The organism is Peribacillus sp. FW305-BF15, from assembly GCF_058783805.1.
Window position 1 is genome coordinate 268825 of the sequence record NZ_JBYSYV010000001.1, and the last position, 21932, is coordinate 290756.

Genomic DNA, 21932 nt, shown 5'->3' on the forward strand with positions numbered 1-21932 from the left:
CAAGTTGATTGTTCAATCCACAACAACTTGGTTCTTCAGTAAAAATGGCTGGGTGATTTCCGCTTCTTTTTGTTTATCTATCAATAGGGCATTCAGAATTAAATCCACGTAAATATCACCGATTTCGTCTATCGTTTTTCCGCCGTCCCTTTTGTACCATTTGTAGGACCAGTTCACCATGCCCAGAATTGACATTCCGGTAATTTCCACTGGCAATTCGCTGCGGAATACTCCCTTGTCAATACCTTCTTTGATAACGGAAAAAATGATTTCTTTATACGTTTGACGCTTTTTTTTGATTGCTTCAACATAAGGTGGTTTTAAGTAAATGCTTTCTTGATAGAAAACTGAGATGTGTGGTTTATAGAGGTCAAAAACTTTAACAAATGATTGAATGATCTTTTGCATTTTTTCTGTTGGATGGGTACTTTCTGAAATGGCTTCCTGTGCTTTTATTAAAACATATGAAATAAAGTAATCATGGATGACAAATAAGAGTTCATCTTTGGAAGAGAAATGGTGATAAAAACCACCTTTGCTAGTTCCGCATGCCTTAACGATTTCGTTGACGGAGACACCATGAAAACCATGCTGATCGAAGAGCGTCAACGATGTTTCAATTATTTTTTCTTTTAACTCCGTAAGACTGCACCCCCTTTGTATCCGCTTACATTCCATCCAGTATAAAGAGCTTGATTATGTATAAACTGGATTTATTTAGATTTTACCAAATAATTAAAAATTGTCAATTTTTAAATTTAAACAAAAAAACAGCCCTCAAAACCAAGAGCCGTCAATCCAGTTTATTTAAGAAGCGGTCGATACCATGTCATTTACTACCCTTGACCGGTTTAACTTGGGCTTTTACAAGCTGCCATCCATTATTATATTTCCACACTGATTTGATCTCCAGTAGCGGATCACGCTCATCGGACCCTTTTACATTTTGGATTCCGATAAGCGCTTTTCCTTTTCCAAAAACGGTCTTGAAATCCAGTGAAGAGTATGGATCAACCAAAAGCTCTGTCGGTTCATTTAGTTTTCCATTTTGATAAATGCCCAATTTATCATAAGCTTGTTTTCTGGAACTGACATCCATCACCACAGGTTTTTGACCTTCAATAATGATTTCCGCTTTGTATCCGTCAAGAAATTGTGCCATTACAGGAACGGATGGCGGTACTTCAAGCTCCTTCACTTTTCCATCCTTGAATGTATAGGCGTAACTGGATATCAACCGCTCTCTACCTTCCATCAAAACCGTAACCAATACATCCTGGACCCCATCATCATTCAAGTCGGCAACCTTTAGATCTGGATTATACCCAGCTTCAAGCGGGACGTCGATTGTACGGCGATTGCTTTCCACACTTAACTCAATTTTTTTCAGAAACTTACTACCTTCCTCATAAGGCAGTCCCTGAACCTGGATGATGTCTATTTTCTGGTCACCTGTTACATCTCTTTTAGTTGAAATATATGTGCCATCCACCTGAAAATTTTTATCATGCGCTTCAACCGCTTGATAGCTCAAAAATAGTGAGATGACTAAAACCGCATATTTTAGCAGATCTAACTTTTTCATAGTGATAACCTCTCTTTTCAAAGATGAACTAATTTGACATTTGTCGCCGTTTGAACTTTCGACGCTGATCTTTCATGAAGATGGACCAGAAATAATAGAACCCTGGGACTAATATTGCAAAGCCCACGATATACGTGGCAAACACGGCCCGGAATGAGGTTGGATCGGTAAATCCTGATAGAATCGTGACATTTGGATAGATGATGTAAGGTAAATGAGCGATACCATAAACATAACTGCCGATTAAATACTGTATGATAATCGCAATGACAGCGAGGCGTGGCATCCCTTTAACCTCCTGCTTAGAAAAATAGGGTAGGTACAGTGCTATCCCGCTAATGATGAAAAAAATGAGCGAGATGAATAACAATGCAGAGTTTTTCATCATTCCTTGGTAAATCCAGTTCGCTTCGTTTCTTAACGTGAGCATGACCAACAGAGCCATGACCAACATAAGCGGTCCCGTTATCATCGCATCCCTGCGATATATTTTGTATGCTTTCATTTCATCGGCCTGTTTTGAGTAATCGGACAGGAGCAAAGAAGATAAAAAAAGCGTGCTCATAATGCCGAATCCCACAAATGCATACTCATTCGGACTCGTGAAAAGTTTAGATAAATTCAATTCTTCATTTCCTCTCACACCTTCGACAAACCCAAGATGAGTGATTGGCAATACGCTGATTAATAGCCCCGGTATGATCAATCCCGTCAATCCTGAGATATACGTTAACGCTTTTTCATATTTGTCAACGCTATGCGAGAAAACCAAGAAAGCACTCCTAATACATAGCAGAACCAATATCAGGCTCGCGGGAACGATCAAGGCTACCCCAATCGGGAATACCGCACCTGGGAATAAACTGTAAATCGCAATGACAAGACCAACCACAAAAGTATTCGTCACTTCCCAAGTTGGTGATAAATAGCTATTCGCTATCTTGGTAGCATTCGTCTCTTCCTTTTTAATGTAAGTCATTGCCCAGAAGCCCGCGCCAAAATCCATAGAGGCCATGATGGCATAAAGGAAAATAAAGCCCCAGACCAGTGTTATTGCAAGAAGAGCATCACTCATTCGCCTTCCCCCCTTTTATGAATTCGAATCGAAAAGTCTTACACCTTTCTGTTCGGCTTTATATATATCTTCCATTACGGAATGACGTTTGAAATAATACAAAAGTGTAAACACGACAGAAACGCATAAAATGATATATACGATAATGAACATCGTGAATAAGAATCCAAGGTTTTCGTACGAAGTGACTGAATCCTCCGTTGTCAGCATCCTGTATATCGTCCAAGGCTGTCTGCCGGTACAGGCAAAAATCCAACCGCATTCTATCGAAATCACCGAAAGCGGCCCTGATGCAACAAACAGCCAAAGAATCCATTTCGGATATGTCTCCTTTTTCAGCCATTTATTCCATACCAATGCAAACAGTGCCAACGCGATTAAGCCTGAACCAATCATGACCATGGCATTGAATAAGATATGGACATAAAGCGGCGGCCAATACTCTTCCGGAAAATCATTCAAACCGGTCACAACCGTATCAAAGCTATTACCAGATAGAAAACTTAATAACCATGGAAATTCAATCCCATACTTCACTTCCTGAGCTTCCCTATCGGTATAACCGAACAAGGTAAGTCCGGCATGGTCCTGTGTTTCAAACAACCCTTCTGCCGCTGCCAGTTTTTCCGGCTGTTCCCTATATAAATGCTGCGTAGTCGCATGACCGTTCAATGCCGTCAAAAACGAAAAAACCAAGCCCAAGACAATACTGAGCCTCAGTGCTTTTTGGTGAAAATTAAATTCAGCAGTGCCATATTTATTTTTCAGCATCTTATAGGCTGCGACGGACGCCACGACAAAAGCGCCTGTAGTATAAGCAGTCAGGGCCGTATGACCTGCCGTCACCAAGAAACTTGGGTTAAAAAATGCCGCCCAAGGATCGACATCGACGATTTCCCCATTTTCAAACCGGAACCCAGCAGGTGTCCCTTCAAAAGCATGGACATTCGAAATCAAAACAGCCGAAGCCAATGCTCCGAATGCAACAAAGAATAAACTCACGATTCGGGCCCATGGCTTGATTTTTTCAGCAGCATACACATAGATTGACATGAACAGCGCTTCAACCATGAATGCATAAATCTCGATTTGGAATGGAAGCGCCATGACACGTCCTATCACTTCCATGAACCCAGGCCATAATAGTGACAGCTGCACACCCGCAATCGTACCAGTCGGAATCCCGACCCCAAGTAAAACCCCTAATGTTTTGGTCCAGCGTTTAGCCATGACGACATACTGTAAATCCTTTGTCCTTTGATACATCAATTCCGCTGCCAACATCATCATCGGCAACCCGACGCCAATTGTTGCAAATATGATATGTACAGCCATATTCGTCCCGAACATTGCGCGGGCCATTTGTATATGATCCATACTGTCTTCCTTTCTACCCTTTGTCTCTTGGTAGTATCTCCTCTGTAAAGGAAAATATTTAATAATATTCCACAAACTAATTTTTCATAGGTATTGCAGAAGCTCGGTATTCACTTAATGATGTTTTTGGATGATTGTTTAGAATATATTCTATCGAGGTTATTTTTGGTATATATATTACGTGGAATTCACCCATGCACTAAAAAAAATTTTTACTAAGCATTTAGATGACAAATTATTGAATATCCTTCATAAATGGTGACCCAATCGGAATAAGATAGCGTAAATCCCATATAGAAAGTGTAACAAGAGAGGAGAAAAACATTTTGTCCTTTACCAAAGATCCGTTATCACCCGAACAAATGCTGGCTATGATCAGAAATGGCCTGGGGCCTACCCCAATCCCCAAAAAAATCATTATCATTGGTGCAGGCATGTCTGGGTTGGTTGCAGCATCCCTTTTAAAACAAGCGGGGCACGATGTTACGATATTGGAAGCAACCGGGAGGGTCGGAGGGCGTGTTTTGACCATACGGGAGCCATTTTTAGAAGGTTCCTACCTTGAAGCCGGTGCCATGCGCATTCCTAATTATCATTACTTAGTTGCTGAATACATCAAGAAGTATGGTCTACGAGTCAACACCTTTGTGAATGCGACTCCTAATGATCCCATTTATGCCAATGGAATCAAGACGACCGCTGCCATATATCAGCAGAACCCGGATATACTGAGGTACCCTGTAGCTCCCCATGAAAGAGGTAAAACAGCTGAAGAATTACTTAACATGGCAATCAAGCCTGTGACTGACTTCATCATTCAAAATCCACGTAGAAATTGGGAAATAGTCATTAAAGAGTTTGATAAATACTCCATGAGCTTCTTTTTGCAGTATAATCCAGTGGGAATCAGTCTATCAACAGGGGCGATTGAAAGCATCAAAGTCCTGATGGGTTTAGAAGGATTCCCGGAACTTTCTTTTCCGGCCATACTTCGGGAGCTTATGCCGCTCTTTAATCCAGACGTGAAATTTTTTTCAATCGAAGGAGGAAACGACCGGCTTCCTTATGCCTTTCTACCGGAATTGAAGGATAATTTAATCTTCAGATATGAAGTGACAAAGATCATCCAACATGATAATCAAGTCACCATCCATTCCAAACATACTCAAAGTCAAAACCCCTTAACGGTTACCGGTGATCTTGCCATCGTGACGATTCCTCTTCAACTGCTGCAATTTATAGATATTGAACCCCGGAATTCCTTTTCCCATAATAAATGGAAGGCAATAAGGGAACTCCATTATGCTGCTTCCACAAAAATTGGACTTCAATTCACTCATAGGTTTTGGGAAAAGGAAGGAATCTTCGGCGGTAAATTGACGACAGATTTACCTATTAGATTTTCTTATTACCCCAGCCAAACGAGCAACCAGAGTGAATCCGGTCTCATCTTAGCAAGTTATACATGGGAAGATGATGCCACTTTATGGGATATCCTACCGGAAAAAGATCGAATACAACACGCATTGAAAAATTTGGCAGTGATCCATGGTAATCAAGTATATGATCATTTTTTATCAGGAGCTTCTTATAGCTGGACATTGAATCAGTATTCCTACGGCGCTTTCTCCATGTTTAAGCCTGGTCAGGAAACGGACTTGTTTCCATACATCCCAACTCCTGAAGGAAGGGTCCACTTCGCTGGGGAGCATACATCAACCGTACCAGCATGGATTGAAGGAGCCATTCAATCCGGAATCAGGGTTGCACATGAAGTGACGAAACTGCCTAGAACTTTCGGTGGGCCTTGAATGGACCATTTCCTTGGCTATTAAGTAACCTCATCAACAAAGAACACCGACAAAAAACCTTCCATTTGGAAGGTTTTAAATTCTTATGCCCATTCACTTTATCCCACCTTTTGAACCGAAGTCTACGATCCTTATTTCCACTTCATAATTTATATCAGCTTTACTGAAAACTTCGTCCCATTTCCGCTTATTTTTCTCCCAAAACTTCGGATGCTGATTTTCCACATAACGATACAATCCTGCTACCCCTGTTTTATATTCATGCTGTAATTTGTATACGATTTTTTTGACATCCTTTTTCACTTCATCCTCGGCAATACGCTCAACCTCTTTTAAATAGGCTTTTTCAAAAGAATTCTCCTTACCATACCAATCTTCCGAAAGTCTTGCTGTGTACCCGACCTTAATATTGATCGTCAAATGATCACCGTTCAATTCCGTCGTGATTTTCCTCCTTGTCCTATTGATCACTTCCACACTTAAAGGCTTACCGTGTTGGACCGCTTCGATTATTCCGCCCTTTACTTCTCCGTTCAGCCAATTTAATGCAGCTATATCTTCATCATTCATGATTCCGACCAACTTTGAATTGTTGATAATGCCTGCACCCTCCAAAATTAATTTCCCGCCCCTAATATCAACGGCCTGAATGGCAAAGCTTCCATCTGATTGCAAATTTGAGGATGCTTTGCCCAGTGTTAAAGGCGGAAGTATCTTATTCGTTCTGTTCTCATTATCTTTCAATTCATAGATTACATTCGAAGGGATCTCCCCATCTTCGGATCTTCCCAAAATTTCTTTCGTCGGTCTTTTCGTTAAATAAACATGACAGCTTCTTCTAGTATTATTATCGCGTATTGACTGATTAATGATCGCTTCCATCGGGATTTTCCTTAATACATCTTCATTAATGAGGATAATACGCTGATGATTGGTTAATACCGTATTGGTTATGAGTAAAGAATCCCTAATTGCTTCATGCAGCGTTTTGGCACTGACCGTAACATTTTTATATTTTAATTGCGTCTGATTCTCCTGAACACTATTTCCTGGAGGCACCAGAATTTGCTCTGTTAACATGATTTCGTCATCCTTTTTGCCTTTATCGATCCCCACTCCAACTACAAGGGATAATTCTTCTATATTTTCACTGTCCCAACAGCCTGAAAGCAAAGGAATAAGCAAGATCAACCATAATCTTTTCATCCGCTTCTTCTGCTCCTTTTCACTTGAACGATTACGAATGTAATAATGGGCAAGCCAATTAATATAATGGGAAAAAGATATCCAAGTAAATCACTCATTTTAAAAATGTCAATTGTATCTTTAGGGATCTTGGCCAGAAAAAAAACGACGGGAACCAAAACAATAAGGTTCGTTGTATATGAATTGCTAAATATTTTCGTCATTCCTTCTGCTGCAAAGTAAAAGTAAATTGCATGTGTTAAAAAAAACTGAAGAATCCAGGTGATTAAGAGAAATAACTCCATACGCTCTAAAAATATCCCTGTTACTTCAAAGGACTGAACAAAAGAAATGGTTGGCCAAGTAACCGCTTTGACTTCCGGGACGGTCAGCGTAGCCACGACCAATACATATGTAATCACATACAAAATCAGCGGGATGAAAAAACCGATTAAAACGCCATTTCTTACTTTGTTTTGATTTTTAACGACGCCAAACAAAAAGATGAAAAGTTCAATTCCAAAAAAAGACAAAGTTCCGGAGCCCATTCCTTTCATGACAGGTAGAAATCCTTTCGCAAGAACAGGCTGGAGATTTTTTAACTCGACTACCCTGAGACTGAACAAATAAATGAGCAAGACGATGACGATTGTCAAAGGAAGAAAGAAGACACTAGCCTTTGCTATGGCTTTTATTTTGCCTGTCACAAGATGGACACTCGCTAAAATCATGGAAAGTATCACGATTTCAACTGGTGTTTCTTCCAACAAATAAAACCGGACCATTTCACTCATCGCAAGAACTTCAAAGCTGGCCACGCCAATAAAGTACACCACCACGACCAACCCAATAAGTTTGGAGAGCCATTTTCCATAGGCCTCCTCCATGTACGTGTAATAGTTAGCGACCTTATGTTTTTTTAACAGAACAACTAATAAGCATATTAAAAGGGCTATAGCGATCCCAGTTAAAATCAAGACGATCCATCCATCTGTCGAATGGATTTTTTCCGTTATCGTCCTTGGAAGCGTCAGCATGCCAATTCCTAGCATGCTGCATGAAATGATCGCTGCCAATTCGCCACTAAGAATTTTGCCTTCGGATTGACCCAAGAGAATTCCCCCCCTTTTTCCGTTTCGGTAACCGTATGAAAGAATCCCTCCAGGTCTTTTTACCGATAAAATCCATTGGTTGAAAATAAGGTTCTTGGAAACTCGTCAATTTTGACAAATGGCTGATAACGATGATAAAGAATAATGTAGTTCCGTATAAACCTAAAACGGCGGCAAAAATCATCGCTCCGAACCTTAAAGCCCTGAATGCCAGTCCAAAGCTATATTGCGGGACCGTAAAAGAGGTAATCGTCGTGATCGAAACGATTATGACCATGAGGGAACTTACAATATTGGCTTGAACTGCCGCTTGTCCAATAATGACCCCGCCAACCAATCCAACCGTTTGACCAATGGGCGATGGGAGCCGAATCCCTGCTTCGCGAAGCAGTTCAATCGTTACTTCCATGATGATGGCTTCAACAAACGGCGGAAATGGCACGTTCTCCCTTGTACCCGCGATGGTCATCGCCAGTTCTGACGGAAGCAATCCAGGGTTGAACGAAACCAAGGATATATAAATCCCTGAAAGAAATACGGTAACAAATAAAGATAAATAGCGAAGTATACGTAAAAAAGAACCCGCTACCCACCTTTCATAATAATCATCCGGTGACTGCAGCAGCATCGTGATCGTCGTTGGTGCCATCAAAGCAAATGGCGATCCGTCAACCATGATGACCACCCTTCCCTCCTGCAGTGCAGCCAATACTTTATCCGGACGCTCCGTATTTTGGATTTGCGGGAAAGGGGTTAACGCTGTATCTTCAATTAATTCCTCAAGCATCCCCGAGTCTTGGAGATCAGTAGCTTTCACTTCATTTATCCGTTTTTTCACTTCATTCAGCAGTGAATCGCTCGCTTTTCCTTCATAATAAATCAACGCAACTTCCCGCTTTTCCATCGTCCCGAACTTATGTTGTTGGACGATAAGGCTGGGATGGTTTGAATATTGCCTTATCAAGCCGATATTTTCCTGAAGACTTTCGATAAAACCAAGCTTCGGTCCCCGGACAACCCTCTCTGTCGAAGGTTCACCCAATGTACGTTTTTTTTCCTTTTCCAGATTCAAGACATAACCATTTACTATGCCATCTATAAATAGAAGCGTTTTCCCGTCAAAAATATGCTCTTTGGCTGTTTCATATGTTTCAACATCATCCTGTTCCCTGACTGAACAGATTTTGGAAATGACCAGCTGTTCGATAGAAACCAGATGCCTGGTTTCAACCTGGGCAGCCGATAGATCCAGGACTATCTCATTGAATGCAGGATAATCCATCGTTCCATTGACAAATACGAATAATCCCGAAACTTCATAACCGGGAATGAATATCTGTTTAAATACTACATCATCCTGCATATCCAATTCAGATTTCAATTCTTCCTGCTTTTGATCCAATTTAATATGCAAGGGTTTACTTTTCATGGTGAACTCCTTTGGTTAAATGGGTTTTTATATTCTCAGTTTCCTCTATTTACAATTTTTTTATGCGACAGGAAATGAAGGCAGCTTTTACACCAATTTATTTAATGAATTTCCTTTCCGAAGCGAGCGACATTAGCATCCAAAATGGTTAATTTGTAATTAAATTGCAAATGCTAGGATTATAAGCTTTAGTGCAGAGGTGACAACATTGTTTAACCGCAGAACGTTCAAAAAAAAGCCAAATCAACCAAACGAAAAAAATGATGAATTAAATAAGGTTTCGGAAGTAAGGGATCTATTCAATACCCTTTCTTCATCCAATGATTTCATAAACCATCAAGGAACATATAATGGTGTAGGCTATTGGGTATCTTTTTATCGCTCTTTAATTGATGCACAGGAACTTCATAAAAGTGTTCTTTCTGTCATTCCTACTCTAGAAGCGATAAATTTGGAGCAAATTAAAGAAAACGTTCCTATAGCAAATACACTAATCACCAGTACCAAGTTTGTAATCGAAGATAGGATCATGAGAGGCGAAATTGCACTTCGTTTAGATGGAAATCTTGATGAATGCCTATTAATCAATGTTGCGGCCCAACAAGGAAGACAAGTTGAGAAACCTGAACTTGAATTTGGAATCATAAGTGCACAAGAAGCATTTGTCGAGGATCTTGATATCAATCTGAATTTAGTCAGAAAAAGGCTTCCTGTCCCTGGATTGCAAGTAAGTGAAATGACAGTGGGGTCCTTGTCTAAAACTAAAGTGGCCGTTTTATCGATAGAAGGGATCGTTGATCAGGAAAATGTTGACAATGTTATCCAAAGGATCAATGACGTAGAATTTGATGAAATATTGGACGGGTCATATCTCGCTCAAATGCTTTATGATAATTCAAATACCTTATTTCCCCTTTTTCTAAATACGGAAAGGCCTGATCGCATCGCAAGTGCATTGGCTGAAGGCAAGGTAGCCCTGTTAATCGATAGGTCGTCCTCTGCACTTATTACACCAACCATTTTGCTGGAATACTTCATCACCATGGAAGATTATAATATGCCGTGGGTTCCGGCTTCTGCTTTCCGTTTATTAAGGATATTTGCGGTCGCTTTTTCGATATTTGCCACTCCCATTTATGTAGCCGTGCTGACCTATCATTATGAGCTGATACCTAAAGATCTTTTGGAAACAATTGTTACCTCGAGGAACTTAATACCTTTTCAGCCTTTGATTGAAGCATTATTCTTGGAGATCTCCATAGAGTTATTACGGGAAGCGGCTGCCAGGCTGCCAACGAAGGTAGGTCAGACATTAGGTATCGTCGGCGGTATCGTTATCGGTCAAGCGGCCGTTGTTGCTGGTTTGACAAGTAATATCTTATTGATCATCGTTGCCCTATCGGCATTGGCATCATTTGTTACTCCCATTTATAAAATGGGTAATGCCATCCGGCTGCTGCGGTTCCCCTTTTTAGTGGGAGCCCAGATTTGGGGGCTGCTCGGCATTACCATAGCGGGCGTGTTTTTGATGACCCACCTTATCAAATTAACGTCGATGGGACACCCATACCTTGAACCGATATACCCATTTCGCATGCAAGATTGGAAAGATAGCTTTGTTCGGCTTCCTTTTAATCTTTTTAAATCCAGACCTGTTAATTTACGTCCTGATGATACTTCCAGACAGCCGCAGCCCAAAAAAGCAAGAATCAAAAAAAATGATTTTAATGAATGATTTATATTTAAATGAGGGTCCTATATGAACCAAGCTGGAGTTAATGAAAAGTATAAAGTATCACCGTTCTATGTATTTTTTTTAGTGCATTCCATGCAAACGGGAATAGGCGTTTTAAGTTTTCAAAGAGTTTTAGCGAAGACAACGGGAACGGATGGCTGGATTTCGATACTACTAGCCGGTCTGATCGTTCATATAATGATTTGGGTCATATATAAAATCTTCAGTATCGTCCCTGGTGATATCATTTCGGCCAATAATCATGCATTCGGGAAATGGATCGGGAATTTCTTCAGTCTATTATTCATTCTTTACTTTTTGATCCTAGGGATGACAGTCATGATTAGCTATATAAATGTCATACATGTATGGATGTTTGAAGAGGTACCATCTTGGGCGTTTTCGGTGGTTTTCCTGATCCTGATTTATTATATAAATACGGGAGGATTCCGAACCATTACGGGTATTACCTTTTTAAGCTCCATTTTGACATACTGGCTTTTATTTGTCCTATTCTATGCCATGAAATACTCAGAATTCACCAATTTGCTTCCTGTTTTCCACCACACTCTATTGGATATATTGAAAGGAACAAGAAGTACTTCATTAACGATGCTTGGTTTTGAAATGATCGTGATGTTTTATCCGTTCATCAAAGATGCTAAAACTTCACAAAAATATGCTCATGGAGGGGCCTTAACAACAACCTTAATAACCGTATTCGTTTATTTAGTTTCAATTGTTTTTTATTCACAAAAACAGTTGGAACTGACTATATGGCCGACACTGACATTGACCAGTATTGTCGAATTTCCCTTTATTCAACGATTTGAATATATAGATGTTTCTTGGTGGGCCATCGTTATCATACCCAACATGACCATTTCCTTGTGGGCTGCAAGCCGAGGTTTCAAGCGTTTATTCAATGTTCAGCAAAAGTATCCATTATGGGGGATGTCGATTATAATCCTGCTTACGAATATTTTTGTTTTTGATGTCGATTCACTATATATATTGCGTAAAATCGTCAATCCATACGGCGCACTATTTATTGCTTTATACTTGCCTCTTCTTTTGGTCATTATCTATATAAAGAAAATGAGGAAACGTTCATGAGAAAATTATTTCTTGTTATATTGGCTTTTCCCCTCCTTTGCAGCTGCGCCCAGCCAAGAGTGGTTGACGAAGTCAATATGTCCCAAGCCATTGGCTACGATATACTTAAGAATGATAATGTCGAAGGAATGTTCGTCATCCCTATCTTCCAACAGGACAAGATGGGTGAATATCAAATCTTAAGCGGAACATCAACGACAACAAGTGATGTCCAGGCTACCGTATCCAAAAAAGCGGATAAGCCGGTAATGCTTGGACAGACACGCATCATTTTATTTAGCGAGAAAATGGTTCGTGAAATCGGAATGACAGAACTGACCGATTATCTCTACCGTGAGCCGCAACTTGGAAACAGGGTACTTTTGGCCATCGTTGAAGGAAAGGTCAAGGATGTAATAAATACGAAACCACCAAATACGAATGTGAATATTGGAATCTTTTTATCTGATTTGATTAATCAACAGAATGAAACAGGAAACGGACCGGATACTAACCTCCATCTTTTTTTAGGAAACGCTCTAGAAACTGGCGGCGATTCGTATCTTCCTTTAATTAAATTAATTAATAATGAAGTTGCTGTTTCAGGAGTGGCCCTATTTCATGAAAATAAGATGGTCACGAAAGTTCGAACCGATGATATGTTCATTTTCAAGACATTAGTTCAACATCATAGGAGGGGAATATACAAATTCAAATTAAAAGACAAGAAAAAAAGCGATATCGTTGTAGAAAGCATCCGAAGCGGTTCAAGTTATGAGGTATCCAAATCAGAGAGTAGTCCCTCCATCACGATTAAACTCAAAATTAAAGGACAAATCAAGGAATCCATGCGAAGTGAAAATCTTACAAATAGAAAGATGATAAAAAAAATCGAACAGGCAATGGAAGATGATTTAACCAAGCAAGCAAACCGCCTTATTAAAGATTTTCAGAAAAAATCCCTTGACCCGATTGGCTTAAAGGAAAAATACCACGGCAAAAATAAACAACTGACCTATGAACGATGGAAAATGATTTATCCGAAGATGGACATTAATGTAGAAACCAAAGTTAACATCATCCAAACCGGGGTCTCTGAATGATGAATTGTCGAGAGGCCATTTAGAGATCTTCATCAGATCGGAAAAACTACATTCATATTAAATTGCTGGTGAACAGCTCAATTATCTAACTGCATGGCTGGCAGATGCTTTTGAAACAGCAAGAATTGTGGTTAGCCGGATAAATGAATCTGATTATCTACCTATCGTCGTTACATAAATAACTGGAGCTGACTATATGAATACACCTATGAAATCGATCACCGCTGCCTCAGTATTAAGTATATGTTTAATCACAGGATACTCGTTTGCTTCCGCAGGTAACGAAAAAGATGAATTGAAATCGGATAAAGTGACCTTCTTTGGGTCCCCAACTTCTGCGATTTCCAGTTCAGTTGCTGTGCCTCAAAGTTATAACCGGTTATTGTTTAGCGGAACAGTTGCACCTCTTTTAAACAAGGATGGAAAAACCACTTATGAGAGATATGGCAATACAGAAAAGCAGGCAATCGGAATCTTAGAGAAATTAAAAGCAGATTTGAAAACAAAAGGACTTTCCCTCACTGATGTAACCTATCTGCGTGTGTATGTCGCGCCAGATCCAAACAAGGGAAATACACCAGACTATCAAGGTTGGTTCGATGCTTACGCTCTTTTCTTTAATACAAAGGAAAATCCAGTGAAAACAGCCCGTTCCACTGTAGGGGTGCAAAGTCTGGTTTCGCCGGATTATCTCATTGAGATTGAAGCGGAAGTAACCTATAAAAATAACAGCAAGGCAAATAAATAGACGATAGATGAGTATGGTCACGATTCAACATTTCGATGTACCAGCCACTCTGGAAAGCCTTTGAATACAAAAAGAGACAGGAAATTATTCCTGTCTCACAGACTGTACAATTCGAACGTTGATTGGAACGTAGGGCACTCGCTTTCCTCAGGCGGGTCCGCCCTCGGCGCCCTTGCGCCTGCGGGGTCTCGGCTAGCAAGTTTTTCGGCAGGAATGTCGCATATTACTTTAGAGTTTCAATCATATAATTAAGCAAAAAATCATATAGGAAAATCAAGTTTTCTTTTAGATTCGGGGTGAAAGCATTCCGAACTTCTATTGTCGTCAAAAAGAGACAGGAAGTCATTCCTGTCTCTCATTTGTTTTAATCAATCATGAAAATTCGTTCCATCCGTCACTTCTTTAATAATGCCAGCATTAATGACGAAGTCGCCAAAATGCTCTCCTTGCTGACGTTCTTTTGCATAACGGGAAAGAAGTACACGCAACTCTTTTAATATCTCTTCTTCACCAATGTTTTCGCGGTACATTTTACTTAATCGGCTTCCGTCGAAAGCAGCACCGAGATACATATTATATTTACCAGGTGCCTTACCGATAAAGCCAATTTCACCGAGTGCATGCCGGGCACAGCCGTTCGGGCAACCAGTCATGCGTATCGTGATTTCTTCATTCCTCAAGCCGTTTTCATCAACGATGGCCTCGATTTTATCAATCAGAACCGGCAAATAACGCTCTGCTTCGGCCATTGCCAACCCGCATGTCGGAAGCGCCACGCATGCAATCGAGCTGCGTCTGAGCGCCGAATGATGTGCACCATCCGTCAAACCGTATGTTTCAAGCAATTCTATGATTTTTTTCTTTTTCTGGCTTGACACATCTGCAATGATCAGGTTTTGATTGGCAGTCAATCGGAAATCACCCGTATGGATCTTTGCGATTTCGCGCAAACCGGTCATCAGCTTGTAATCATTGATATCGGCAATTCTGCCACCCTCGACAAATAGTGTAAAATGCCATTTACCCTGCATGCCTTTTACCCATCCATAGCGGTCGCCATTGTTATCAAAATGGTAAGTTCTCGCTTCCTCCAGCTTCCATCCTAGACGATTTTCCAGTTCAGCTTTTACCGGTTCAAGCCCAAGCCTGTCTACCGTATACTTGAACCGGGCATTTTTCCGTACGGACCGGTTTCCGTAATCACGCTGAATCGTAATGATTTTTTCAGCTACATCCAGTATTTTGTCTGGCTGGCAAAAGCCGATTACCTTGGCTAGTTGAGGATATGTCGCCTTGTCACCGTGGGTCATTCCCATACCGCCGCCGATCGCCACATTAAAGCCAACAAGTTTTCCATTTTCAACAATTGCTATGAAGCCAAGATCCTGGGAGTAGACATCAATGTCATTGGATGGCGGGACCGCAATGCCTATTTTAAACTTCCTTGGCAAATAAAGCTTTCCGTACATTGGTTCGACTTCCTCCAATTCCGGAGTAGCGACAACTTTTTCTTCATCCAGCCAGATTTCATGGTACGCCCTTGTACGCGGCAATAGATAATCACTCAATTTTTTCGACCATTCATATACTTCGGAATGGATTTCGGATTGAAATGGAATCGAATTGCACATTACGTTTCGGTTTACATCTCCGCATGCAGCGATTGTATCCAACATTGAAGCATGGATTTCCTGAATGGTTTTTTTCATATTCCATTTTAAAATACCATGCATTTGAAACGTCTGCCTTGTTGTCAATTTCAAGGTTCCGTTACCGTATTTCTGGGCAAGGTCATCCATAACAAGCCATTGAGAAGGCTGTGCAACCCCGCCGGCCATGCGGACACGCAACATAAATTGATAGGCAGGCTCCAGTTTTTGTTTTTGACGCTCATTACGCAGATCCCGATCGTCCTGCAAATAGCTGCCGTGGTGTTTCATCAGTCGATTGTCATCATCCGGAATACCGGCGCTAATCCGATCCTGCATCACTTTTCCAAGTGTACCTCGCAAATAATCGCTTCTTTCTTTAATTTGCTCAACATCACTTGGCGGGCCTGCTGGTGCTTTCAATAGTGGGTTCACCATGTTGTAATCTCCTTTTCTTCCAAATTTCAATACACATCACGTTGATAGCGTTTATTCTGTTGCATATCTTCTAGATAAGCTTGCGCATCAGCATGGCTCATATTGCCTTCTTTTTCAATGATCTCAATAAGCGTATTATGGACATCATGTGCCATGTTTTTCTCGTCACCGCAAATGTATACAGCAGCTCCTTTTTGAAGCCATTCGTATAATTCCCCGCTTTGCTCGCGCATCCGGTCTTGAACATACACTTTTTCATCCGTATCGCGGGAAAAGGCCACATCCATTTTCGTAAGTACACCTGTTTTCAACCACTTTTGCCATTCGGTTTGATAAAGGAAATCCGTCACGAAATGCTGATCTCCGAAAAAGAGCCACGTTTTCCCTTTCGCTTCCGATTCTTCGCGATCCTGGATAAAGGATCTAAACGGGGCAATGCCCGTTCCCGGTCCAACCATGATAATTGGCGTATCTGGGTTCTTTGGCTGCTTAAAGTTCTGGTTATGCTGAATGTAAATGGGCAACAAGTCCCCTGGCTGTAATCTGTCCGCACATAAAATCGAGCAGACTCCTTTTCTTTCCCGACCATGACTTTCATACCTGACAGCTCCGATTGTCAAATGCACTTCATCCGGATAGGCGGACAAACTACTCGCAATCGAATACAGACGGGCTGGCATTTTCCGAAGTATCGATACAAACTCTTGCGCCGATTCACCCCATGAACCAAAATCACGGACAAAATCAAGCAAATCACGGCCTTCTCGATATTCTTTTAACCTTTCTTCATTACCAGGCTTTAAAAGCTCCTTTAAATCCTCATTACCAGAAAGCTGTGCCGCTTGTTCAATGAGCGATTTGGTCAATACCGTTATTTCAAAGTCGGAGATGAGCGATTCCCTAAGCTGACGAAGTTCCCCCTGCTTATTGACCTTCACGGTTTCTTCAGGATCCCAATCCAGTTCCATAAGAAGCATATCCACTAAATCCGAATCGTTTTTCGGATAAATGCCAAGGCTGTCACCAGGCTCGAATGTAAGACCTGAGCCCTCAAGAGATAACTCAAGATGATGAGTTTCTTTATTGGAGCCACGTCCGTTCAAATTTATGTTTTCCAACACTTCCGCTTTAAACGGATTAGTTCTCGAATAAGAGGTTTTTTCACCTACAGAAGCTTTTGCTTCGGGAACTGCAGCAGCAGAACTGACTTGCCCTTCACTTAAACTGGAAATGACTCCTTCCAGCCATTCGGAAGCAGGCTCATCATAATCAAGGTCACAGTCCATTCGCGGAAATAACCGTGTCCCCCCAAGTTCCTCCAAGCGTTTATCGAATTGTTTTCCCGTTTCACAGAAAAACTCATATGAGCTGTCCCCAAGCGCCAATACCGAATAGCGGAGACCCTCAAGGCTTGGTGCCCTCCTGCCATGAAGATACTCATGGAAAGACAATGTATTATCCGGCGGATCACCTTCTCCATGCGTGCTAACGGCAATCAGAAGATTTTCGATTTTTTTCAAATTGTTGACTTTAAAGTCACTCATGGATGAAATGGTAACCTGAAAGCCATTACCCTCAAGCTTACTCGCCGCATTTTCTGCCAGCCCTTGAGCATTGCCCGTCTGTGAACCATACAGGATGGTCACTTCTTTTGATATTGTCTTCCCGCCGCTTAGAGCTTCCAATACCGGGGCGTCGGCTGAACTTGTGTTCGAAACTGACAAAGATGCAGTCAGATAACCGCTCAACCAAATTTTTTGTGTTTCGGTCAAGCTTGGCAGCAGGCTGTTAAGAAGCTCTGCTTGCTCTTGATTAAAGGGACTGTTACTTACCTGAAGTTGCACGATTTCCACCTCACAAAGGGATATTAACTTATCTTAGTTGATTATTATGTATAACGAGTGGGTTTAAATATTTTATTTCGATCCATAAATTAATTAACTCGTTTACTCCTATAGACCAAGTCGGTTTTAACTGCAAAAAAAATGAAAAATACAGTTATATAGGTTCATAGCACGCAACAAAGGACAATAGCTTTCCCAGCCTATACTCTTCCTAAAATAAGTTTCTCATTAAAACTTTACTGGAAGGTACATCATTAGTAAAATATATATAATTTATTATAACTATTAAGAATATTAATAATAAGGAGAAATTTCTATGTACTATGATGCTCTAAAAACATTTGTGACCCTTGTGGAAGTCAAGAACTTTACAAAAACAGCAGAAATTCTTCTTATGTCGCAACCAAGTGTTAGTTTGCATATTAAAAAATTAGAAGAAGAGTTCCAAACCAAATTATTCCTCCGTTCTCCCAAGTTTTTAAAAGTCACCTTAACGGGAGAAATTCTTTACGACCGAGCCAAGCAAATGATCACAATCTATGAACAGACCAGACAAGACATACAGGAACACGATAGGTCCATAAAGGGCGAATTAAAGATAGGTGCAAGTTTTACAATAGGAGAGTATATCCTTCCCTCTTTACTCATCGACCTGCAAGAGGAATATCCTGAACTTGAACTTCAAGTGGTAATTGGGAACACGGAAGAAATCGTTCAAGCCGTTCGGCTATACAAAGTGGATATTGGTTTAATCGAAGGTCAAACTAACGAAAAAGAGCTTTCTGTTCACCCATTCATGCAAGATGAGCTATTCATTGTGTCTTCTAACAATCATGAACTTGCTAATAAAGACGATGTGGAGATTACTGATTTACATGACCAAGCATGGGTAACGAGGGAAGTTGGATCGGGTACACGAGAATACCTTAACCATGTCATACGTTCAAATGGTTTGAAAATTAAATCGATACTCACGATAAGCAGCAATCAAGGAATTAAAGAAACACTTATAAAAAACGGCTCAGGGCTGGCCCTGCTTTCCCGAAGTGTCATCGAAAGGGATGTACAAAATAAAATCATTTCTATCATTCAGGTAAAAGATGAATCCTTTAACAGGACACTTTCTTACGTCTATTCCCCCATTATGAAAGATAAAAAAAATGTAAAGACTTTTATAACTGAATTAAACAAAAAGTGGCCCATGAAAGCAAAGCCGATAGGATGATCATTGCAAAGAAAGCTATTCCAAAGATGGAGTTACAGACACTTATTTGTGATTTTATTAAACAACATAATCCTGATGACCGGGAATATCGGCTTTTTTATACTTAATAAACATTCTTATGCACATTAACTTACAAACAATTGGGTATACGAATGAATAGAGGATTGTATAGATAAAAAAAAATATGGGAGCGGGTTTCATGGATATTGAGATTAAAGAAGCAGCGATTGAACAACTATTAAAAATGAATTATAAAGAGAATGAAGGGGTTCGTATCGAAGCCATTTATGTTGGTAGCTGTTCAATTTATGTAGAACATGAATTGAAAATTGATAATAAGAACGAAGATGATGAGAGATTCATAATTAATGGGGTCCCCATATTAATTTCAAGTGAGTCTAAAAAGCATCTTCCAGATAAAGTCTTCCTCAATTACAGTGACGGACTTGGATATAAATTATATTCAGACGATGAAACATTGAGGTATAATCTCCAATTGAAGAGAGTGAATTAAAAAAATGAACATAGTAAAAAGCCCATGTGTTTCAGTTGGGCTTTTTTTGGTTATACTCAGAGAAATTTTTATCGGCATGATAACTAGAGGGATTTTATTTCCCATAGGATAGCACTGCACTAACTGCTCCATTACCAGGAAAATGCTTTAATAAGTACTTTTATCTATTCTATTAATTGTTTCAATGTTATTTTACAAATTAATAATGACCGAAAGTTTAAAGAATGATTGTTATTATTCTTCCACTCTTCTGGACTCGAGGTGCCGCTCCAGCTTCCTTTTTACCCGCTGAAGTGCATTATCGATCGTCTTTTTTGGAACATTCAGTTCCTTTGATATTTCTAAATAAGTTTTTCCTTCCAGGTACAAGTCCACAACACTGCTTTCCAACTCACTAAGGACTTCGGTTAAAATTAGCTCAATATCGCATATTTCTTCTGATTTTATTAAGATCGTGACTGGGTCATTTTGTCTCTGTTCAGGGATTAGATCAATTAGACCCTGTTCCGACTCCCCTTGATTGATAGGCATATACAATGAAACATAATTATTTAAGGGAGAATGCTTTTGGCGAATAGCCGCTTTAACGGCCGTTATGATTTGTCTTGTAATGCACAGTTCCGCAAAAGATCTGAAAGACGCATTTTTGCAATTTTTGTAGTCTCGAATGGCCTTATATAGCCCAATCATCCCTTCCTGAAAGACGTCTTCCTTATCTCCACCCGTTAAAAAATATTTCAAAGCATTTGATTGAACGACACATCTGTATTTTTTGATTAAAAAATCCAGTGCATCCTCATCACCATTATGGATTTTTCCTACCAACATCACATCTTCCATATGAGTATAGTTTTCCATTTGTTTCTTCTCGATGATTACACTCATTTATTTTCCCCCACTCACTAAGTTGAGCCGCGACATAAAAGTTCCATTATCACTTCAATGTGGTAAAGTACATTCAATATAATAATATCTCAGAAATGACGATAATGATATTCGCAAATAACGACATTTTTCAACAAAATCCAGTTATTTATAACTATAAACTTTCAGTCAGCTTTAATTGATTTGGTAAAGATTTTTTCATTAAAGTCGTTTTGTTTAACTCCTGATCATTGACGGATATAGTTGTGCCGGTGGTTGTGGTAATTATGGCGGGGGTTCAGCATATGGCGGCTTACAAATAGCATGATTATAATAATAATCTTAAAGAACTATTCTGCACTAATGATTTAATAGAGCCTAACCAAAAGGAGAAGAACGAATCTATCCTACCTTCATTCGCTTTAGATGGAAAAATAAGGGTTGCATTTAAAACATCGTCTCTAATAAATTAGCTGATTTCATTTAAACCCTTCTTTCGCAAAATAAAAAAGCACCCTTCAAAGGATGCTAAAACATATTATTAACTCAGTCATAAAATGGAGTACTGGATTTAATTATTCGCCAATGTCCCGGTATGTAGAAGATCCTAACTTAAGCATTCATAAGTCTTTAAAGCGGTGGATTTTCCACACCAAAATGAATCCAATCTTCTTTTGGCGGTCCATAAACCCCAGAAGGTTTAATTCCTGCTTGACGCATCAGAACCGTAACTTGTCCGCGATGATGAACAATATGCTTGATTAGCCCCATAAGGATGGAAGCATTTGTTTCCTGTCTTCCGAACGCTTCTTGCATTTGTCCCAGGGATTCGTCTGTCCATTGTTGTTCAATAATTTTGGCTGCATGAGAACTTACATTTTTAAAAGTGATGGCAATTTCGCGGGCTGAAGATGGAACGTTTTCCGAACTTTCTATCCGGTCTATCTTTAACCCGAAATGAGCTAGATAATCTGGAATATTCGTCGTGAAATGCCATACAATTCTTCCTAATGTGCGACCTTCAGGATAAACTTGTTGTTCTAAAGATTCATCAGTCAAACTATCCAAGACATTTTGAGTGAGTATTGCTTCTTTATTCCATTCTTTAATAAAATCTGAAATTGAAATATACATATAATACCT

18 protein-coding genes are annotated in these 21932 nt (G+C 40.0%); 7 read left to right on the forward strand and 11 right to left on the reverse strand.

Annotation, left to right across the window (positions count from 1 at the left end; genetic code table 11):
• Nucleotides 1–12 precede the first annotated feature (12 nt).
• From AC3WLU_RS01255 to AC3WLU_RS01270, 4 genes are all read right to left on the reverse strand, one after another.
• A complete protein-coding gene (locus tag AC3WLU_RS01255) occupies nt 13–678 on the reverse strand; it encodes a TetR/AcrR family transcriptional regulator (RefSeq protein WP_057277749.1) in 666 nt (221 codons plus the stop codon).
• A 151-nt stretch (nt 679–829) separates the two neighbouring features.
• Nucleotides 830–1585, reverse strand: coding sequence for a YybI family spore inner coat protein (locus tag AC3WLU_RS01260; RefSeq protein WP_492596635.1), 756 nt, complete (start codon nt 1583–1585; stop codon nt 830–832).
• Nucleotides 1586–1613: 28 nt separating this feature from the next.
• Nucleotides 1614–2660, reverse strand: coding sequence for a cytochrome d ubiquinol oxidase subunit II (locus AC3WLU_RS01265; RefSeq protein ID WP_057277751.1), 1047 nt, complete (start codon nt 2658–2660; stop codon nt 1614–1616).
• A gap of 15 nt (nt 2661–2675) precedes the next feature.
• Nucleotides 2676–4037, reverse strand: a complete 1362-nt coding sequence (locus AC3WLU_RS01270; protein ID WP_492596636.1) for a cytochrome ubiquinol oxidase subunit I — start codon at nt 4035–4037, stop codon at nt 2676–2678.
• A gap of 362 nt (nt 4038–4399) precedes the next feature.
• Here AC3WLU_RS01270 and AC3WLU_RS01275 point away from each other — a divergent pair, with 362 nt between their 5' ends.
• Nucleotides 4400–5848, forward strand: a complete 1449-nt coding sequence (locus AC3WLU_RS01275) for a flavin monoamine oxidase family protein (protein WP_492596667.1) — start codon at nt 4400–4402, stop codon at nt 5846–5848.
• 93 nt (nt 5849–5941) lie between these two features.
• On the opposite strand, the gene AC3WLU_RS01280 is transcribed toward AC3WLU_RS01275, so the two are convergent.
• The 3 genes from AC3WLU_RS01280 to AC3WLU_RS01290 are packed head-to-tail and all read right to left on the reverse strand — an operon-like array spanning nt 5942 to nt 9574.
• Nucleotides 5942–7054 (reverse strand): Ger(x)C family spore germination protein, encoded by a 1113-nt coding sequence (locus AC3WLU_RS01280; RefSeq protein ID WP_063576333.1) that lies wholly within the window; start codon nt 7052–7054, stop codon nt 5942–5944.
• Nucleotides 7051–8145, reverse strand: coding sequence for a GerAB/ArcD/ProY family transporter (locus AC3WLU_RS01285; protein ID WP_492596637.1), 1095 nt, complete (start codon nt 8143–8145; stop codon nt 7051–7053). The genes AC3WLU_RS01280 and AC3WLU_RS01285 overlap by 4 nt, the downstream gene beginning before the upstream one ends.
• Complete coding sequence (locus AC3WLU_RS01290) at nt 8117–9574, reverse strand: spore germination protein (protein WP_492596638.1); 1458 nt, start codon at nt 9572–9574, stop codon at nt 8117–8119. Before AC3WLU_RS01290 ends, AC3WLU_RS01285 begins: the two co-directional genes overlap by 29 nt.
• Nucleotides 9575–9782: 208 nt before the next feature.
• On the opposite strand from AC3WLU_RS01290, the gene AC3WLU_RS01295 reads away from it, so the two are divergent.
• The 4 genes from AC3WLU_RS01295 to AC3WLU_RS01310 all read left to right on the forward strand — a co-directional run bounded on the left by AC3WLU_RS01295 (nt 9783) and on the right by AC3WLU_RS01310 (nt 14255).
• Entirely contained in the window at nt 9783–11309 is a 1527-nt protein-coding gene (locus AC3WLU_RS01295) for a spore germination protein (RefSeq protein WP_492596639.1), read from the forward strand.
• 24 nt (nt 11310–11333) lie between these two features.
• A complete protein-coding gene (locus tag AC3WLU_RS01300; RefSeq protein WP_492596640.1) occupies nt 11334–12425 on the forward strand; it encodes a GerAB/ArcD/ProY family transporter in 1092 nt (363 codons plus the stop codon).
• On the forward strand, nt 12422–13507 hold the full coding sequence (locus tag AC3WLU_RS01305) for a Ger(x)C family spore germination protein (protein ID WP_413002871.1): 1086 nt from the start codon (nt 12422–12424) through the stop codon (nt 13505–13507). Before AC3WLU_RS01300 ends, AC3WLU_RS01305 begins: the two co-directional genes overlap by 4 nt.
• A gap of 196 nt (nt 13508–13703) precedes the next feature.
• Nucleotides 13704–14255: a RidA family protein gene (locus tag AC3WLU_RS01310; protein WP_413002869.1), complete on the forward strand. Its 552-nt coding sequence runs from the start codon at nt 13704–13706 to the stop codon at nt 14253–14255.
• Nucleotides 14256–14623: 368 nt separating this feature from the next.
• Here the strand turns inward: AC3WLU_RS01310 and cysI are convergent, their stop codons facing one another.
• A complete protein-coding gene (gene cysI, locus AC3WLU_RS01315) occupies nt 14624–16342 on the reverse strand; it encodes an assimilatory sulfite reductase (NADPH) hemoprotein subunit (protein WP_413002867.1) in 1719 nt (572 codons plus the stop codon).
• 26 nt (nt 16343–16368) lie between these two features.
• Nucleotides 16369–18186, reverse strand: a complete 1818-nt coding sequence (locus tag AC3WLU_RS01320) for an assimilatory sulfite reductase (NADPH) flavoprotein subunit (RefSeq protein WP_492596641.1) — start codon at nt 18184–18186, stop codon at nt 16369–16371.
• 316 nt (nt 18187–18502) lie between these two features.
• On the opposite strand from AC3WLU_RS01320, the gene AC3WLU_RS01325 reads away from it, so the two are divergent.
• Nucleotides 18503–19411, forward strand: a complete 909-nt coding sequence (locus AC3WLU_RS01325; RefSeq protein WP_063576342.1) for a LysR family transcriptional regulator — start codon at nt 18503–18505, stop codon at nt 19409–19411.
• Nucleotides 19412–19610: 199 nt separating this feature from the next.
• A complete protein-coding gene (locus AC3WLU_RS01330) occupies nt 19611–19925 on the forward strand; it encodes an iron-sulfur cluster biosynthesis family protein (protein WP_278089389.1) in 315 nt (104 codons plus the stop codon).
• 234 nt (nt 19926–20159) lie between these two features.
• Here the strand turns inward: AC3WLU_RS01330 and sigH are convergent, their stop codons facing one another.
• Both sigH and AC3WLU_RS01340 read right to left on the reverse strand, forming a co-directional pair.
• A complete protein-coding gene (gene sigH, locus AC3WLU_RS01335; RefSeq protein WP_413002861.1) occupies nt 20160–20810 on the reverse strand; it encodes an RNA polymerase sporulation sigma factor SigH in 651 nt (216 codons plus the stop codon).
• A 609-nt stretch (nt 20811–21419) separates the two neighbouring features.
• Nucleotides 21420–21923 carry a DinB family protein gene (locus AC3WLU_RS01340; protein ID WP_492596642.1) on the reverse strand — a complete coding sequence of 168 codons (504 nt, stop codon included), beginning with the start codon at nt 21921–21923 and terminating at the stop codon, nt 21420–21422.
• Nucleotides 21924–21932: the final 9 nt, after the last annotated feature.

Excerpts from the sequence above, each read along its gene's own strand:
- AC3WLU_RS01255 (WP_057277749.1), bottom strand. The coding sequence starts at position 678 with ATGGAATGTAAGCGGATACAAAGGGGGTGCAGTCTTACGGAGTTAAAA.
- AC3WLU_RS01260 (WP_492596635.1), bottom strand. The coding sequence starts at position 1,585 with ATGAAAAAGTTAGATCTGCTAAAATATGCGGTTTTAGTCATCTCACTA.
- AC3WLU_RS01265 (WP_057277751.1), bottom strand. The coding sequence starts at position 2,660 with ATGAGTGATGCTCTTCTTGCAATAACACTGGTCTGGGGCTTTATTTTC.
- AC3WLU_RS01270 (WP_492596636.1), bottom strand. The coding sequence starts at position 4,037 with ATGGATCATATACAAATGGCCCGCGCAATGTTCGGGACGAATATGGCT.
- AC3WLU_RS01275 (WP_492596667.1), top strand. The coding sequence starts at position 4,400 with ATGCTGGCTATGATCAGAAATGGCCTGGGGCCTACCCCAATCCCCAAA.
- AC3WLU_RS01280 (WP_063576333.1), bottom strand. The coding sequence starts at position 7,054 with ATGAAAAGATTATGGTTGATCTTGCTTATTCCTTTGCTTTCAGGCTGT.
- AC3WLU_RS01290 (WP_492596638.1), bottom strand. The coding sequence starts at position 9,574 with ATGAAAAGTAAACCCTTGCATATTAAATTGGATCAAAAGCAGGAAGAA.
- AC3WLU_RS01300 (WP_492596640.1), top strand. The coding sequence starts at position 11,334 with ATGAACCAAGCTGGAGTTAATGAAAAGTATAAAGTATCACCGTTCTAT.
- AC3WLU_RS01305 (WP_413002871.1), top strand. The coding sequence starts at position 12,422 with ATGAGAAAATTATTTCTTGTTATATTGGCTTTTCCCCTCCTTTGCAGC.
- AC3WLU_RS01310 (WP_413002869.1), top strand. The coding sequence starts at position 13,704 with ATGAATACACCTATGAAATCGATCACCGCTGCCTCAGTATTAAGTATA.
- cysI (WP_413002867.1), bottom strand. The coding sequence starts at position 16,342 with ATGGTGAACCCACTATTGAAAGCACCAGCAGGCCCGCCAAGTGATGTT.
- AC3WLU_RS01325 (WP_063576342.1), top strand. The coding sequence starts at position 18,503 with ATGTACTATGATGCTCTAAAAACATTTGTGACCCTTGTGGAAGTCAAG.
- AC3WLU_RS01330 (WP_278089389.1), top strand. The coding sequence starts at position 19,611 with ATGGATATTGAGATTAAAGAAGCAGCGATTGAACAACTATTAAAAATG.
- sigH (WP_413002861.1), bottom strand. The coding sequence starts at position 20,810 with ATGAGTGTAATCATCGAGAAGAAACAAATGGAAAACTATACTCATATG.
- AC3WLU_RS01340 (WP_492596642.1), bottom strand. The coding sequence starts at position 21,923 with ATGTATATTTCAATTTCAGATTTTATTAAAGAATGGAATAAAGAAGCA.